The following is a 16,433-nucleotide window of genomic DNA, read 5'->3' on the forward strand; positions in this document are numbered from 1 at the left end:
ACCTTTCGGGGTGCCCTGAGTGGCAAACAGACCACAGGTATGTATATCAGAAAGACCTATGGCTTTTGGATGACCTTTAACTGGTCCAAATGGCCCTTTATCCTCGGCACCCTCTACGGGGCCCTCATTTCCGGAATATCCTATTTGCTGGGGACTGCCCTCTACATCCCCTGGGGGCCACTGGGGGTGGTGGGCATTGCCGTAGCCTTCTACCTGGGATTTAAAAACAACAGCTCCTACGACCGAACCTGGGAAGCCCGCAAAATATGGGGGAGCATTGTGAACAACAGCCGGAGTTTCGGGGCAGCCGTTATGGCCTTTGTCCATGGGAACGAGGCCGGTGCCGTCCGGCAGGAACTCTTGTACCGTCATCTGGCATGGCTTACGGCCTTGCGTCACCAGCTGCGCACCAGCAGGCCGTGGGAACATACCGAAAACAGGGTTAAAGGACTGTATGCTCCCGAGATTTGCGAAGGCGGGCGAACCGACTTGGACAGCGAATTAAAAGCCCTGATAGGCCCGGCGGAATTGGCCGGGTTACAGGGAGCAGCGAACAGCGCCACGCAATTGCTCCGGATACAGTCCGAACGTTTGCAGGAACTCCGTAATGCAGGGTATTTTGAGGACTTCAGGCACATGGAGTTCCATCACCTGATAACCGCATTTTACGAGGACCAGGGGAAATCCGAACGCATCAAGAATTTCCCGTTCCCGAGGCAATATGCCTCGGCAGGACTCTGGATTACCTGGATGTTCTGTATTCTGGTGCCTTTCGGGTTGATGGATATCCTACAAGGGCAACCCCTTGGCATGTGGTGGCTTTGCCCGGTACTGGCAGGCATCATTATCTGGGTTTTCTTCCTTACGGAAAAGATTGGGGATTATTCGGAAAACCCTTTCGAGGGCACCTATAACGACGTCCCCATCACGTCAATTGCCCGGGCCATAGAGATAGACCTCAGGGAGATGCTGGGCGAAACCGAGGTACCCCCACCAGTGGTGGACGTGAACGGCTTTTTGATGTAGCCCGGCCGCTGCCCGGGGTTCCGTCCATTTGATTATCTTGGAGGTCCAACCAACCTTTTTAACCATGAGGATATCTGTACTAGTGCCGTTGCTGCTCCTGATTGTGGCCTGTGGGGAAAAGCGAGACCCCGGGGCCGAATCAGCGGAAAATACCGTAATGATTTCCCGAAGCGACTACAAGGACCGCCTGGAGGGGTTCTGGCTGGCCCAATGCATCGCCAACTGGACCGGGCTGGTAACCGAAATGGACAAAATCGGCAATATCGGGGAAATCCGGACAGGGCCGTTTTATACCCGTGAGGATTGGGGAAAACCGGACCAGCCCAGCATCTTCAACCCGGATTCCATAAGCCGCTGGTCCGAAACCATCGATTTTGTGCTTCGGGGGCCCGAAGAGGTCTGGGGTGCGGACGATGACACAGATGTCGAGTACATGTACCAGTACCTGCTATTCGAATCGGGAGCTACCCGACTAAACCCGGAGCAAATCCGGGACGGGTGGCTCCGGCATATCCGCGCCGAGGAGGAAAACTACCTCTGGGTTTCAAACCAACAGGCCTTTGACTTGATGCAACAGGGGGTCCTGCCCCCCGAAACCAGCGACCCGGAGCGCAACCCGCATTACGAAATGATAGATGCGCAGCTCACCACGGAAATTTTCGGGCTATATGCCCCGGGCAGGCCGGACATCGCCCTGGAAATGGCCCACCTGCCCATCAGGACCACGGCCAGGGGCGGGGCTGCACAAATCTCAGAGTTCTATGTGATCCTGCACGCGCTGGCTGGCACGCCTGCTGAAGGGCTTAATCCGAAAGCGCAATTGATGCAAATGGCTACCACCGCCCGCGGGCACCTGACCGAGGGGGATTACCCTGCAGCCATGTACGATTATGTCCTGGGGCTCTATAAAAGCGGCATCCCCTGGGAACAAACCCGGGATTCTATCTACCAGCGCTACCAGGTGGAGGAGGCAGACGGTTACGACATCACTTCCCAAAACCTCTATTGCAATGGGTGTTTTGCCGCCGGCATCAATTTTGCAGCCAGCCTGGTGAGCTACTTCTACGGGGAGGGCGACCTGAAGCAAACCCTCAAAATCGGGGTGCTTTGCGGATGGGATTCGGACAACCCCACAGCCACCTGGGGCGGGCTACTCGGTTTTATGATGGGAAAGGAAAAAGTGGAACAGGCCTTCGGGCAACCCCTTTCCGACCGCTTCAACATCCACAGGACCCGGCAAAATTTCCCGGATGACGGCAAGGATACCTTTGACAAAATGGCCGCAAAAGGGATGGCTATTACCGATAGGGTAATCACCAAGGAAATGGGTGGAAAAACAGATCCCGAGGAAAAGGTATGGATCATTCCACTGCAATGACCCGCATGGACTATACCCTTCAAACCCACCCGGAAACCCTTTTGGCCGGAAAATCCCTGAGGATGAGCGTGGCCCTAGACCGCACCGGGGAACTCTGGGGGCGTTTTATGCCCGGATTAAAGGAGATTCCCGAACGCATCGGCCGCGATTTGTATTCCATGGAGGTCTACGACGGGCTGGCGTATTTTGATGCGTTCGATCCGGAAAAGAGCTATACCAAATGGGCAGCAGTGCCTGTTGCCGCCCAGGGGGATGCCCCAGAGGGAACGGAATACCTGATACTCCCGGAAGGGCTGTATGCCGTATTTCCCTACCGGGCCTCCATGGCACCGACCCCGGTCTTTTACGGACGTATCTTTACAGAATGGCTCCCGAAATCAGGGTTCCGGCTGGATAACCGTCCGCACCTGGCCATTATGGGGCCTGACTACCACCGGGATAATCCGGACGCCCTGGAGCATATTTGGATACCGGTTAAGGCAAACGGTTAGCCGGGATTATCTGTGCAGGGTCCCCCCACCCTCCCACCCACCAAACTACCCCCACCCCCTGCACCCCACCAGCAGCAACCACCAGAATCACGGTCAAATCGTCAGGGAACACCGCCCAACGGACGCAAGGCACAGTTTTTGTTGGAAGTAGGGAGAATTGTGCTATTTTTAATCTATGGCTGCCGAAACCCTCATAGAGCAGGAAAACAAGGAGATCGCCAAGCAGTATAAGGAACTGCTGCGAATCAGCTATCAGACCTTGTCCCCGGAGGACAAGAAACTGATCCGGCAGGCTTTTGACGTGGCCGTAGATGCCCACAAGGACCAGAGGCGCAAATCCGGGGAAGCCTATATCTTCCACCCCATTGCCGTGGCGAAGATTGTGGCTTCGGAAATAGGCCTCGATGCCGTTTCCATTGCAGCGGCCCTGCTTCACGATGTGGTAGAGGACACCCCCTATACCCTCAATGACCTGGAGCAGATCTTCGGGGAAACGGTGGCCCGGATCGTGGACGGGCTTACCAAGATTGCCCACCTGAAGAAGGACATGAACATTTCCCAGCAGGCGGAGAATTTCCGCAAGATGCTGCTCACCCTCCACGACGATGTCCGGGTCATCATCATCAAAATAGCCGACAGGTACCACAACCTGCTCACCATGGATTCCATGCCGGAACACAAGCAGGTAAAAATTGCCTCGGAAACCCTGTATATCTATGCCCCTCTGGCCCACAGGATCGGACTGTACAACATCAAAACGGAATTAGAGGACCTCAGCCTGAAATATACCGAGCCTGATGTGTACAACGACATCCAAAACAAGATTGAGGACACCAAGGAGGAGCAGGAGCAGTATATTGAGGCCTTTTCCAAAGTAATTCAGGACTCCCTGGATATGGAAGGCCTGCATTATACGATCAAGGGGCGGATGAAATCCATCCACTCCATCCGGAGGAAGATGCAGACCAAGAACATCTCCTTCGACGAGGTCTACGACAAATTTGCCATCCGTATCATCTACAAATCGGACCGGAAGAACGAGAAATTCCTGGCCTGGAAGATCTACTCCATAGTAACAGACCACTTTACCCCCAACCCCGTTCGGCTCCGGGATTGGATCTCCTCTCCCAAGAGCACAGGTTACGAAGCCCTGCACATTACCGTGATGGGGCCCAAAGGAAGGTGGGTAGAGGTGCAGATCCGCTCGGAGCGCATGCACGAGATCGCCGAGAAGGGGTACGCCGCCCATTTTAAATACAAACACGGGGAACAAAAAGAACAGGGGATTGAGGTTTGGCTGAACCGCCTGCAGGAAGCCCTGGAGAGTTCCAACGGGAATGCGGTGGATTTCGTGGAGGAGTTCAAACTCAACCTGTATTCCAAGGAGATTTTTGTCTTCACCCCTACGGGCGACCTTAAATCCCTCCCCAAAGGGGCCACCCCGCTGGATTTTGCCTTCAACATCCACACGGAGGTAGGCATGCACACGCGGGGAGCCAAGGTAAACGGCAAACTGGTACCGCTCAACACCACCCTGAAAAGCGGCGACCAGGTAGAGGTCATTACTTCGGACAGCGCCCGACCCAACCAGAACTGGCTCGATTACGCCACCACCGCCCGGGCTCGCTCCAAAATCCGCTCTTCCCTGAAAGAGGAGAAAAAGGAAATGGCCACCGAGGGCAAAGACATCCTCAGGCGGAAACTCAAATCCCTGAAGGTGAACCTCACCGAAGACGTGGTTAACAAAATGGTAGCGTACTTCAAGCTTCAGACCAGCCTGGACCTGTTCTACCGCGTGGGCAACGGGGCCATCGGCAACCAGCAACTGCGGGAATTCGCCAATTCCTACAACAATGCTTTTATCAGCTTCTTCAAAAACAAGATGCGCCGGAAGCACCAGCCGGGGGATATCAACCGGGAGGAGATCACTTCCAATTACGACATGCTGGTCTTTGGCAAGGAGGAAGAAAAGCTGGGCTATACCCTCTCGAAGTGCTGTAAGCCCATCCCGGGGGACGATGTTTTTGGTTTTGTAAGCGTGAACGAAGGGATCAAGGTGCATAAAAAGAACTGCCCCAATGCTATTTCCCTTCAGTCCAACTACGCCTACCGCATTATCCCTGCCCGGTGGATCGATTCCACCCAGGAGGAATTCACCTCGGAGATCCGGATGAGCGGGATAGACAACCTGGGGCTGATCAACCATATCACGGACGTGATTTCGGACGAAATGCACGTGAACATGCGCAACCTGAACTTCAGCACCCAAGGGGGGACCTTCGAGGGTCGGATCACCGTAGTGGTTAAGAACAAGGACATCCTTAAGAAGCTCATCGAAAACCTGCGCAAGATCAACGGGATCGACAAGGTAGACCGCACCTGAGCCACGGCCCTGCGGGATTTCGTCCCCATGTGCCCGAATTCCCAATTAAAGCGTATTTTTGTAGCTGCCGACAGAGCTAATTCTTATGTCCAAAAAAGATCAGGAAATCGTTAAGGGAGTCTTTACGGCCTTTTTAGAAGAGAAGGGTCACCGTAAAACCCCGGAACGCTACGCCATTCTCCAGGAGATCTACGACAGCGACGACCATTTTGATATCGAATCGCTCTATATCAAAATGAAAAACAAGAACTACCGGGTAAGCCGGGCCACTTTGTACAACACCATTGAGCTGCTGCTCGAGTGTAAACTGGTCCGCAAACACCAGTTTGGCAAGAACCAGGCACAATACGAGAAATCCTATTTCGACAGGCAGCACGACCATGTGATCTTAACCGACACCGGGGAAGTGATCGAATTCTGCGACCCGCGCATCCAGTCTATCAAGCAGACCATCGAAGAGGTTTTCAATATTCAAATCAACAACCATTCACTCTATTTCTATGGGATTCGCAAACCCCAGGAAGAAGGACACCCAATAACCGAAACCGATTCATGAGCGTAGATCTGCTGCTCGGCCTCCAGTGGGGCGACGAGGGAAAAGGAAAAATCGTAGACGTTCTTACCGGAAATTACGACATCATAGCCCGGTTCCAGGGTGGGCCAAACGCTGGCCACACCCTGGAGTTTGACGGCATCAAACACGTACTGCATACCATCCCTTCCGGGATTTTCCACCCAACGGCCATCAACTTGGTGGGCAATGGAGTGGTGATAGACCCCGTCATTTTCCGCCGGGAGTTGGAAAAGTTGGAAGCCTTCCCCATAGATGTCACCAAAAACCTTCTGATTTCCAGGAAGGCCCACCTGATTTTGCCTACCCACCGCCTGCTGGATGCCGCTTCCGAGGCCTCTAAAGGGAAGGCAAAAATTGGCAGTACCCTTAAAGGTATCGGGCCGGCCTATATGGATAAAACCGGACGCAACGGCCTGCGGGTGGGTGACCTCGAGTTGCCGGACTGGAAAGAGCGCTACCGTGCGTTGGCGGACAAGCACGAAAAAATGATTGCGTTCTACGACGTGGATATCCAGTACGACCTGAAGGAACTGGAAGCGGAATTCCTGGAATCGGTGGAACACCTCAGGCAATTGCAGTTTATAGACAGTGAAGCCTACCTCCACCAGGCTATACGAGACGGCAGGAAAATCCTCGCCGAAGGGGCGCAGGGCTCCCTGCTGGATATCGATTTCGGGACCTATCCCTTTGTGACCTCTTCCAACACCACAGCCGCCGGGGCATGTACCGGGTTGGGGATTGCCCCGGGAAGCATCCGGGATGTATTCGGTATTTTCAAGGCCTACACCACCCGGGTGGGAAGCGGGCCTTTTCCTACAGAACTCTTCGACCAGGATGGGGAAACCATGGGCCGGGTCGGGCGCGAATTCGGGGCCACCACAGGGCGCCCCAGGCGTTGCGGCTGGTTGGACCTGGTAGCCCTTAAATACGCTGTACAGGTCAATGGGGTAACCCGCCTGATGATGATGAAAGCCGATGTCTTGAGCGGCTTCGACACCATAAAGGTATGCACCGGGTACAATTACAAAGGAGAGAAGATCACTCACCTCCCCTATACCCTGGAGGCCGAACACCTGACCCCAATTTATACCGAATTCAAAGGGTGGAAGGAGGACCTCACCGGGATGTCCGAATCCGGGCAGCTGCCGGCCGAACTAAAGGCCTACATCGCCTTTTTGGAGAAGGAACTGGACACCCCGGTATCCATCGTCTCCGTTGGGCCGGACCGCAAGCAGACCATCCACAGGGCCTGACCGACTGCTAAAAGGGTGTGAAAGCGTGAGCCTCCCGTTTATTTTGTGCTATTTTTGGTTAAAATTCCGCAAGTTGAAAGGGGTATGGATCGCGCTGGCGGCCCTGCTTGGCTGGGGTTCGCTCCAGGCACAGGCAGACAGCACACAAAGCAAGAAAATCACGATTGTCTACGGGGGGAACTTCACCAAGGACGAATCCCTGAGGCCCGGTGCGTCTATCTTCAGCCGGGATACCCGCCAGGTGCAGTTTGAACACCAGGGGGCAGACCTGTGGTGCGACTTTGCCCTGCTTTACCAGAAAGAAAACCGGCTGGAAGCCATCGGGAATGTCCGCATGAAACAAGGGGACTCGGTGCTGATGACCAGCGGGTTTGTGGAATACGACGGCAACCTGAAACAGGCCAAGGCCTTTGAAAACGTGCGTCTGACCAATCGCAGTAATGTCCTGACCACAGACACCCTGCTCTTCGACCGGGAACGGCAGGAGGCCTTCTACGAACACCACGGCCGCATTGTGGATTCGGTCAATACCCTCACCAGCCGGGTGGGGCGGTATTACCTGATCCCCAAAAAGTACCAGTTTGAGGATTCCGTTCGGATAAACAACCCGGACTACACAGTGGAATCGGCCCGCCTGGATTACTACACTCTCTCCAAAAACGCCTACATGTATGGCCCCTCCCGCATTACCGGGGAAACCTATATGATGTACTTCGAACGGGGGTTTTACGACACTAAGATCGAACAGGGGTACGGCATCAAGAATACCGAGATCCACTACAGCAACCGCATCATAGAGGGAGACAGCGTGTACTTCGACAAGGCGACCTCCTTTGCCTCTGCAACCAACAACATCGTGGTGACCGATACCATCAACAACGGGGTTATCCGGGCGCATTACGCCGAGGTCCACCGGGAACAGGATTCGCTGTTTGCAACCCGCAGGGCCGTATCGGTTTCCCTGGTGGAACAGGACTCCCTCTACATGCATGGAGACACCCTGATGGTTACCGGGAAGCCCGATGCGCGGATCCTGAGGGCCTACCGCAATGCCCGCTTCTACAAAACGGACCTGAGCGGAAAATGCGATTCCATCCACTTCGACCAGACCACGGGCATTACACAACTTATCCGCAACCCCGTGCTTTGGAACCTGGAAAACCAAATGACCGGAGACAGCATTCACCTGATATCCAATCTGGAAACGGAAAAACTGGACTCCCTGAAGGTCATCCGTAATGCTTTTATCATTTCCGAGGACACCGTGGGCCACCGGGGCTATAACCAGGCCAAGGGCAGGGACCTGTTCGGCAAGTTTATCGAAAACGAACTCCGTCTGGTAGACCTGGTAGGCAATACAGAAGTGGTCTACTACATGTACGACGACGACGGGAAACTCATCGGGATAGACAAGACAAAATGCAGCAGCATCCGCCTGGCCCTGGCCCAGTCCGACATCGAAGAGATCACCTTCTACACCGACCCGGACGGCACCATTTACCCGGAGGCGGACTTCCCCCAGGGGCAACGCCAGCTGGACGGGTTTATCTGGCGCGGGGAAGAGCGGATCCGTTCCAAGGATGACCTCTTTGATGCCGAGGACAACAACCTGGTACTCCCGCGCATCCGGGGGGTAGACGAACCCATAGACCGGGAAGAAGAGCTGCCCGAAGCGCCCACAACGCCCAACCCAGGGGCCCTGAAACCCCAGAAAGCTCTCCGGCCGAAGCCCCCAAAAGCCAATCCCCGTGAATCCTGACTTTTTAAAATTTCAGGCGCAGACCGGGCCGTATCCGCTGGGACTGCAAATCGATCGGGCTTCCGGGAGTTACCTCTACGATACCAGCGGGAAGCGATACCTGGACCTTATAGCCGGGGTCTCTGCATGTACCCTCGGCCATTGCCACCCCGCCGTGGTACATGCCGTAACCGAACAGGCGCAACGGTATATGCATGTCATGGTCTATGGGGAATTCGCCCTGGAGCCGGCCGTTGCCCTGTGCCGCGAATTGGCTGCGGCCCTCCCTGAACCCCTGGAGCGCACCTACCTGGTAAATTCCGGGACCGAAGCTATGGAGGGGGCCCTGAAACTCGCCAGGCGTGTGACCGGGCGAACCGAGTGGATCGCCGCGGAAAACGCCTACCACGGAAACACCCTGGGCAGCCTGAGCCTGATGAGCTACGAACCCCGTATGGCTCCCTTCCGGCCCCTGATACCCGGCGTCCGCCATATCCGCTTCAATTCTGAGGAAGACCTGGAACGCATTACAGAAGAAACGGCTGCCGTGGTGCTGGAGACCATCCAGGGCGGGGCCGGGTTTATCCTTCCCGAAGAAGGCTATCTGAAAAAAGTGCGCAACCGGTGTGACCAGACCGGGGCCCTGCTTATCCTGGATGAAATCCAGCCCGGGTTTGGCCGGACGGGCTCCTTATTCGCATTCAGCCAATACGATTGTATCCCGGATATCCTGGTGATGGGCAAGGGCATGGCCTCGGGCCTGCCCATAGGGGCCTTTACGGCATCAGCCGCCCATATGGAAACCCTCTCCCACCAGCCCGAACTGGGCCACATCACCACCTTCGGGGGGAACCCTGTGGTGGCTGCGGCTGCCCTGGCTACCCTCCGGGAACTGCAATCCGGTCCGTGGATGGCAGCCGTTGCGGCCAAGGAAGCCCTGTTCCGCAACCTGCTGGTGCACCCCCTCATTACCGAAGTGCGCGGCAAGGGTCTGATGCTGGCCCTCATGGTGGAACAGCCCGCCGTGGCCAACTACCTCGTAACCGAATGCATGCGGCGGGGCGTGCTCTTGTTTTGGCTGCTCTTCGAGCCGAGAGCTGTGCGGATTAGCCCGCCCCTGACCCTGTCGGAAGCCGAAATACGGGAGGGGTGCCGCACGATCCTGGAGGTCCTGGACGGATATGAGGAAGGGGCTGTTAACTAAATTGTTGATAACAATACCCCGTTTTTGGGGAAGGGGGACCCCCAAAAAATCTATTTTTAAGTCCATACAGAACCAAAGTGGCATGTATGGCGTTTGATTCCGGAGAAACCCCCAACCCTTCCATCCTTAAGTTCGAATCCATGCTCAAGACCGATGCGGTCTACTTTTTTGATGCAGAGGATTTTGAGGACATCATCCATCACTACCTGAATCACGGGAAAATTTCCCTGGCCAAAAAGGCCATCCGTATGGGCATGCAGCAGCATCCGGACGCCCTGCAACTCCATTTGCTCCATGTAGAAGTGCTGGTCTTTGAAAACCAACTGGGAAAAGCGGAGGCCATCCTGGATGAGTTACAGGAAATTGACGGGCGAAACGAGGAAATCCTCATCCAGCGGGCCAATATCCAATCCAAGAAAGACAACCACCAGGGCGCTATAGACTTCCTCAAAAAAGCCCTGGAGCTCGTGGAGGACGATTTCGACATCTATTCCCTGATGGGGATGGAATACCTCTTCCTGGACAATTATACCGAAGCCAAGGGCTGTTTTCTGAAATGCCTTGCCCACGATCCGGAAGATTACGCTTCCCTGTATAATGTGGTCTATTGCTATGAGTTCCTGGACGACCCGGAAGGTGCCATCCGGTTTTTGAATACCTACCTGGACCGCAACCCTTATTGCCAGGTGGCATGGCACCAACTGGGCAAGCAGTACTTTACCCTGGAGATGTACCCCGAGGCCCTCTCCTCCTTCGATTTCGCCATCATTGCGGACGAAAGCTTTATCGGGGCCTATTTCGAAAAGGGGAAGGTGCTGGAGATGATGGGTCGCTACCAGGAAGCCATCGCCAATTACAACATCACCATAGAACTGGATGACCCCACCTCTCATGCCTATCTGCATATAGGGCGGTGTTTTGAACGCCTCGGACAGGATCAGCAGGCACGGCACTACTACTACCTTACCGTACACGAAGACCCGTTACTGGACAAGGGGTGGCTGGCCATTACCGACTTTTACCTGCGCCAGCGCCAGTACCGCAAAGCCCTCGAATACATAGACAAAGCCATCAACATAGACGGGGAAAACGCCCAGTATTGGAAACGCTGCGGGCTAATCCACCAGGCGCTGTGCGAACTGGACCAGGCCGATTATGCCTACAAACGGGCGGTGGAACTGGGACATGCAGAACTGGATATCTGGATGCGCTGGGCCTCCGTGCTTCGGGATAGCGGGGAATACGGAGCAGCGGCAGAAGTGCTCCTGCAAGGGGCCGAACAGTATCCGGAAGCGGCGGAAATCAACTACCAGCTGGCAGGCATCTGCCACAAGATGGGCAAACCCTCCCTGGCCGCCCAACACCTGAAGGCCGCCTTTAAAAGGGCCCCCTCCAAACTGAAATCCTTCAAGAAGGCCTACCCGGAATTTTACGGGGCTTCCTGGGTGCAGGGAATCCTTCGGGACGTTCGGAAAGCATCCGAATAAAAAAGCTACTTTTGCTTTTTATCCGGAATGAACGCGCGTACCCCCTTACAACTTCTCGTATTGGTGCTCAAGGGCATGGCCATGGGCGCAGCCGATGTGGTCCCCGGTGTTTCCGGAGGGACCATCGCCTTTATTTCGGGCATTTATGAAGAGCTGATCACCTCCATTAACGGCATCCGCCCTTCTTTGCTGAAGGTGTGGAAATCCTCCGGCTTCAAAGCATTCTGGAGGGCCCTTAACGGGAACTTCCTGCTGGCCGTCGCCACGGGGATTGGCATTAGCATCATCTCCCTGGCCAAGGGGATCAGCTGGTTACTCACCAACCAGCCGGTGCTGCTCTGGTCGTTTTTCTTTGGCCTGGTCCTGGCCAGTGTGATCTACGTAGGAAGGGCTATTGGCCGTTGGGATGCAGCAGCCGTGTTATTGTTCCTCCTGGGTGCCGCCCTGGCCTGGCTTGTGGTCTCCCTCCCGGTATCGGAGCACCAGGACGGCCTGGTTTACCTCTTTTTTTCAGGGGCCCTGGCCATTTGTGCGATGATCCTCCCGGGTATTTCGGGAGCCTTTATCCTGGTCCTGCTGGGCTCCTACAAAACCGTTTTGGATGCCGTCCACGAGCAGGAATTCCGGATTATCCTCATTGTAGGCACAGGAGCTGTATTTGGCCTGCTGAGTTTTGCCCGCCTGCTCAAATGGATGTTCTCGCGTTACCGCAATGCCACCCTGGCCCTGCTTACGGGCTTTATCCTGGGGTCCCTCCGGAAAATCTGGCCCTGGAAGGAGGTCCTGGAAACCCGGGTATTCGATTCTAAAACCATTCCGGTCCGGGAGGCAGGGGTATGGCCCTGGGAGTATTCCTCCGAACCCCAGACCTTTGGCGCCCTGGCTCTGGCCCTGGCCGGGTTTTCCCTGATTTTCCTGCTGGAAGGGCTGGCGAAAAGCAAGAAGTCCGAAGCCTGATGTTTCACAAAAGATCCATAGCGGACAAAACCCTGTTGTTTATCAAAGGGCTCGCCATGGGGGCTGCCAACAAGGTCCCCGGGGTCTCCGGCGGCATTGTGGCCTTCGTCGTGGGGTTTTACGAGGAGTTTATCTACTCCCTGCAAAAAATAAACCTGAAGGCCTTCCGCCTTCTTTTGGGCGGACGGTTTCGCAGTTTCTACCGCTATGTGAACGGCCCGTTCCTCTCCATCCTTATCCTGGGGATGCTGTTCAGCTATTTTTCCGTTTCCCAGGTCCTGGATTACTTCCTCGAACGCAAGGAGCTCTACGTCTGGTCCTGTTTTTTCGGGATGATTATCGGGTCCATTTACTTTATTTCCAAAGACTTCGAGCATTGGAATAAAAAAACCCTTCCCTTTGGGATTATTGGCCTGGTATTGGGGGTTTCCATCAGTTTCCTCCCCCCTGCCCGGGAAAATGACAACCTGATCTTTATTTTCTTTTGCGGCATGATAAGCGTATCAGGCATGACCCTTCCAGGACTATCCGGTTCCTTTATCCTGATTTTGCTTGGCAATTACGTCCTGCTGCTGGTCGATTCGGTCAACGGGCTCTACGATACCCTGGCGGAAGTTTTCCGGGGCGATTTCAGTTTCGTCCGCAATACGGCCCGCCTGGAAATACTCAAGATCCTGGCCGTGTTCACCGCCGGTTCCGCTGCCGGTCTGGTTACCCTCTCACACGTGCTGGGCTACGTGCTGAAACACTACCGGCACATGACCACGGCAACCATCATTGGCTTTATCACGGGTTCCCTCGGGGTGGTATGGCCCTGGAAAAGGACCATCATGGCCCGGGCACAGGACGGGTCGCGCATCCTGGATTCCAACGGCGACCCCATCATCCAGAATTACGAGCGTTACCTCCCGGATATGGCTGTGGCGGAAAACCTCTGGGCACTGTTTTACATCGCCCTGGGAATCGCCATCCTCATCGGCCTGGAGTGGTATGGGCAAAAACGGGGACAAAATGCGTAGGTTCGGACTCATTGGCCGCAATATCGGGTATTCCTTTTCCAGGGGGTACTTCTCGGAGAAGTTCCAGCAGTTGGGCCTGGAAGACCATAGCTACGAAAACTTCGATCTGGAGGATCCTGCCCAGATACCGCATCTGCTGCGTCACACCCCGGGCCTGGCCGGTTTAAACGTCACCATCCCGTATAAGCAGGCGGTTGTCCCGCTGCTGGACCGGCTGGACCCGGTGGCGGCGGCCATCGGCGCAGTGAATACCATCTGTTTTGAGTCCGGGCAGCTAGTGGGATACAACACCGACGCGGCTGGGTTCCGCGAGTCCCTGGCCCCCCTTCTTGTACCGGAAGACCGGGGGGCTCTCATCCTGGGCACGGGCGGCGCCTCCCGGGCTGTAGCCTACGTATTGCGTGAACTGGGCCTCGAAGTCTGCTACGTCTCCCGCACCCCTTCTGAAGGCCAGCTTTCCTATGACCAGATAAACGGGGAGGCCCTGAAACGCTACAGCCTCCTGGTGAATTGCACCCCCCTGGGCACCTTTCCGGATACGGATCGCTGCCCCACCCTGCCTTACGAACTGCTGGGCAGCCGCCACCTGCTTTACGACCTGATCTACAACCCGCCCCTTACCGCCTTTCTGAGCCGGGGCCAGGCAGCCGGTGCGCGCATCAAAAACGGGCTGGAGATGCTCCAGATCCAGGCAGAGTGCGCCTGGGACCTCTGGAACCGCTAAGGGACGCTCCGCCTTCGCGGGACCTACTTTTTTAAGAACGCTTTTGTTAGTATCTTAGGTAAGCGATTGCCGGACGCCGTAAAACTTGTGTGATGTCGGAAGAGGAAAAAAAAGAACTGCAGGAAACTGCAGGGGGTAAAGAACAAATCGAAAATACTGAAGCTGTTCCACATGGGGGGCCTGAGGTGGACCCGGAGCAAGCGCCTGCCCCACCATCTAAGGAACCTACCGTAGTCTCTAAGGATAAAACCCCTGAAGAACCGGAGCCCGAACCCGATTCCGCGGAAGCAACGGTCGATGTTGTCCCTGAAGCGACTGAAGCCACCCAAGTGGAAAATCCGGACGACAATCCTGAAAAATCCGATGACGCCGGGGAAGGAGATGACGATATTGACGCCTCCAATGCCGAAGATGCCGAAGACACCGAGAACGAAAGGCGCCACCACATCCCTTTCCTGGACTACCATGCCCTGAGTATGGAAAACCTGGTAGGGGAACTGCAGCGGCTGATGCGCACCGAAAAGGTACAGGCCATCCGCAGGCATGTCGATGCCATCAAACACGAGTTCGACCTGAAATTCCAGGACTTCCTGGAGCACAAAAAAGAAGAGTTTATAGACCGGGGAGGCCTGGAAAGCGACTTCCGGTATACCTCGGTTACCAAACGGCAATTCAATGAGCTCTATGCGGAATACCGGGAAAAACGCAACCAGTATTACCGCAGCCTGGATGCCCAGCTCCAGGAAAACCTGGAAGCCCGTCTGGAGATCATAGAAGAGCTCAAAGGCCTGGTCAACATGGAGGAGGACATGAACTCTACCTACAAGAATTTTAAGGCCCTCCAGGACCGGTGGCGCAAAGCGGGGCCCATCCCCCGTAACCGCTACAACGATGTTTGGCGAACCTACCAGCACCACGTGGAGATCTTCTACGATTTCCTCTCCTTAAACCGCGAACTGCGCGACCTGGACTTTAAGCACAACCTGGAGGAAAAGGAAAAAATCGTAGCCCGGGCTGAGGCCCTGGTGGAGGATCCGGACCTCAGCCGTGCCTTCCGGGAGCTGCAGACCCTGCACAAGGTCTGGAAAGAGGAATTGGGGCCTGTGGCCAAGGAACACCGAAAAGCCATCTGGGAGCGCTTCAGTGCGGCTACGCGGGCCATGCACCAAAGGCGGCAGGAGCAGGACCAGGAACTGGAGAAGCGGTATGAGGCTAACCTGGAGGTCAAAAAAGACCTCATCGATAAAATTGCTGCTATTGCAGGGGCAGCTGCCGATAACCACCGGGGGATCCAACAGCAGATCCGCGAAGTGGAAGCCCTCAGGGAACAATTCTTCCAGGCCGGCAAAGTTCCCCAAAAGGACAACGAACCCACCTGGCAGGCGTTCAAGGGGGCGGTCCGGCAGTTCAACCGGAACAAGAACGCCTTTTACAAGACCCTCAAAAAAGAACAACAGACCAACCTGGATCGAAAGCGCGCCTTACTGGATCAAGCCCTTGCGTTGAAGGACAGCGAAGACTGGGATGCCACCACCCCCAAAATGAAACAAATCCAGAAGGAATGGAAACAGGTGGGGCATGTGCCCCGCAAGTATTCCGACAAAATCTGGAAGCAGTTCAAGGAAGCGTGCAACCACTACTTCGACCGGCTCCATGCCCAGCGCAATTCCGCTCAGGAAGGTCAGCAGGAAAACCTCAGGGCCAAGGATGGTATCCTGGAGGAACTCAAAGCATTCCAGCTCAGCGGGGACAAGGAAAAAGACCTGGAAAAAATCCGGGATTTTATCGGCCGGTGGAAATCCCACGGCCGGGTTCCCAACAACCGCAAACACCTGAATTCCAAATTCTTCAAGATTGTCGAGGCCCTGATGCGCAAGCTCGGGATCTCCCGGGAGGAGGCTGAAATCATCAAATACGGCAATAAGATCCAGCAACTGGCCAAAGAGGAGGACGCCAGGGCTGTGGAATACGAAAGGCAGGCCATCCGCAAACGGATCGAAGAGTATAAAAACGAAATCCGCCAGTTGGAAAACAACCTGGAGTTTTTTTCGGGGAGTACTGAAGGCAACCCCCTGGTACAGGAGGTGGTAGAAAAGATCGACCGCCAGAAAGCCGCGCTGGATTCGTGGAAAGCCAAATTAAAGAAGCTCAACATCCTCAGGCACAACCTGGAACGCGAAAGTCAGGAAGAGGAATAAA

At 55.3% G+C, this 16,433-nt stretch carries 13 protein-coding genes; all 13 read left to right on the forward strand.

Features of this window, described 5'->3' with window-relative positions; translation table 11 throughout:
* Nucleotides 1-39 precede the first annotated feature (39 nt).
* The 13 genes from CA832_RS13320 to CA832_RS13380 all read left to right on the forward strand — a co-directional run bounded on the left by CA832_RS13320 (nt 40) and on the right by CA832_RS13380 (nt 16,432).
* Nucleotides 40-1,026 (forward strand): bestrophin family protein, encoded by a 987-nt coding sequence (locus CA832_RS13320; protein ID WP_088342137.1) that lies wholly within the window; start codon nt 40-42, stop codon nt 1,024-1,026.
* Nucleotides 1,027-1,090: 64 nt separating this feature from the next.
* Nucleotides 1,091-2,404 (forward strand): ADP-ribosylglycohydrolase family protein, encoded by a 1,314-nt coding sequence (locus CA832_RS13325; RefSeq protein ID WP_088342292.1) that lies wholly within the window; start codon nt 1,091-1,093, stop codon nt 2,402-2,404.
* Complete coding sequence (locus CA832_RS13330; RefSeq protein ID WP_088342138.1) at nt 2,383-2,895, forward strand: GyrI-like domain-containing protein; 513 nt, start codon at nt 2,383-2,385, stop codon at nt 2,893-2,895. Before CA832_RS13325 ends, CA832_RS13330 begins: the two co-directional genes overlap by 22 nt.
* A 175-nt stretch (nt 2,896-3,070) precedes the next feature.
* The gene (locus CA832_RS13335; protein WP_088342139.1) at nt 3,071-5,278 is read left to right on the forward strand and encodes a RelA/SpoT family protein; all 2,208 of its coding nucleotides are present in this window, start codon (nt 3,071-3,073) and stop codon (nt 5,276-5,278) included.
* Nucleotides 5,279-5,363: 85 nt separating this feature from the next.
* On the forward strand, nt 5,364-5,834 hold the full coding sequence (locus CA832_RS13340) for a Fur family transcriptional regulator (RefSeq protein WP_088342140.1): 471 nt from the start codon (nt 5,364-5,366) through the stop codon (nt 5,832-5,834).
* Nucleotides 5,831-7,105, forward strand: coding sequence for an adenylosuccinate synthase (locus tag CA832_RS13345; protein WP_088342141.1), 1,275 nt, complete (start codon nt 5,831-5,833; stop codon nt 7,103-7,105). The genes CA832_RS13340 and CA832_RS13345 overlap by 4 nt, the downstream gene beginning before the upstream one ends.
* A 73-nt stretch (nt 7,106-7,178) precedes the next feature.
* Nucleotides 7,179-8,864 carry an OstA-like protein gene (locus tag CA832_RS13350; RefSeq protein ID WP_394335755.1) on the forward strand — a complete coding sequence of 562 codons (1,686 nt, stop codon included), beginning with the start codon at nt 7,179-7,181 and terminating at the stop codon, nt 8,862-8,864.
* Nucleotides 8,854-10,047 carry an aspartate aminotransferase family protein gene (locus tag CA832_RS13355; protein ID WP_088342142.1) on the forward strand — a complete coding sequence of 398 codons (1,194 nt, stop codon included), beginning with the start codon at nt 8,854-8,856 and terminating at the stop codon, nt 10,045-10,047. Before CA832_RS13350 ends, CA832_RS13355 begins: the two co-directional genes overlap by 11 nt.
* An 86-nt stretch (nt 10,048-10,133) precedes the next feature.
* Nucleotides 10,134-11,534 (forward strand): tetratricopeptide repeat protein, encoded by a 1,401-nt coding sequence (locus tag CA832_RS13360; RefSeq protein ID WP_088342143.1) that lies wholly within the window; start codon nt 10,134-10,136, stop codon nt 11,532-11,534.
* A 27-nt stretch (nt 11,535-11,561) separates the two neighbouring features.
* Nucleotides 11,562-12,491 carry a DUF368 domain-containing protein gene (locus CA832_RS13365; protein ID WP_088342144.1) on the forward strand — a complete coding sequence of 310 codons (930 nt, stop codon included), beginning with the start codon at nt 11,562-11,564 and terminating at the stop codon, nt 12,489-12,491.
* Nucleotides 12,491-13,510: a DUF368 domain-containing protein gene (locus CA832_RS13370; protein WP_088342145.1), complete on the forward strand. Its 1,020-nt coding sequence runs from the start codon at nt 12,491-12,493 to the stop codon at nt 13,508-13,510. Before CA832_RS13365 ends, CA832_RS13370 begins: the two co-directional genes overlap by 1 nt.
* Nucleotides 13,503-14,234: a shikimate dehydrogenase family protein gene (locus tag CA832_RS13375; RefSeq protein ID WP_088342294.1), complete on the forward strand. Its 732-nt coding sequence runs from the start codon at nt 13,503-13,505 to the stop codon at nt 14,232-14,234. The genes CA832_RS13370 and CA832_RS13375 overlap by 8 nt, the downstream gene beginning before the upstream one ends.
* 92 nt (nt 14,235-14,326) lie before the next feature.
* On the forward strand, nt 14,327-16,432 hold the full coding sequence (locus CA832_RS13380) for a DUF349 domain-containing protein (RefSeq protein ID WP_088342146.1): 2,106 nt from the start codon (nt 14,327-14,329) through the stop codon (nt 16,430-16,432).
* Nucleotide 16,433: the final 1 nt, after the last annotated feature.

The organism is Robiginitalea sediminis (genome assembly GCF_002198115.1).
Taxonomy (GTDB): domain Bacteria; phylum Bacteroidota; class Bacteroidia; order Flavobacteriales; family Flavobacteriaceae; genus Robiginitalea; species Robiginitalea sediminis.

Coding starts and splice junctions, on each gene's coding strand:
- CA832_RS13380 (WP_088342146.1), top strand. CDS start 14,327: ATGTCGGAAGAGGAAAAAAAAGAACTGCAGGAAACTGCAGGGGGTAAA.
- CA832_RS13340 (WP_088342140.1), top strand. CDS start 5,364: ATGTCCAAAAAAGATCAGGAAATCGTTAAGGGAGTCTTTACGGCCTTT.
- CA832_RS13345 (WP_088342141.1), top strand. CDS start 5,831: ATGAGCGTAGATCTGCTGCTCGGCCTCCAGTGGGGCGACGAGGGAAAA.
- CA832_RS13360 (WP_088342143.1), top strand. CDS start 10,134: ATGGCGTTTGATTCCGGAGAAACCCCCAACCCTTCCATCCTTAAGTTC.
- CA832_RS13370 (WP_088342145.1), top strand. CDS start 12,491: ATGTTTCACAAAAGATCCATAGCGGACAAAACCCTGTTGTTTATCAAA.
- CA832_RS13365 (WP_088342144.1), top strand. CDS start 11,562: ATGAACGCGCGTACCCCCTTACAACTTCTCGTATTGGTGCTCAAGGGC.
- CA832_RS13325 (WP_088342292.1), top strand. CDS start 1,091: ATGAGGATATCTGTACTAGTGCCGTTGCTGCTCCTGATTGTGGCCTGT.
- CA832_RS13335 (WP_088342139.1), top strand. CDS start 3,071: ATGGCTGCCGAAACCCTCATAGAGCAGGAAAACAAGGAGATCGCCAAG.
- CA832_RS13320 (WP_088342137.1), top strand. CDS start 40: ATGTATATCAGAAAGACCTATGGCTTTTGGATGACCTTTAACTGGTCC.
- CA832_RS13330 (WP_088342138.1), top strand. CDS start 2,383: ATGGATCATTCCACTGCAATGACCCGCATGGACTATACCCTTCAAACC.
- CA832_RS13375 (WP_088342294.1), top strand. CDS start 13,503: ATGCGTAGGTTCGGACTCATTGGCCGCAATATCGGGTATTCCTTTTCC.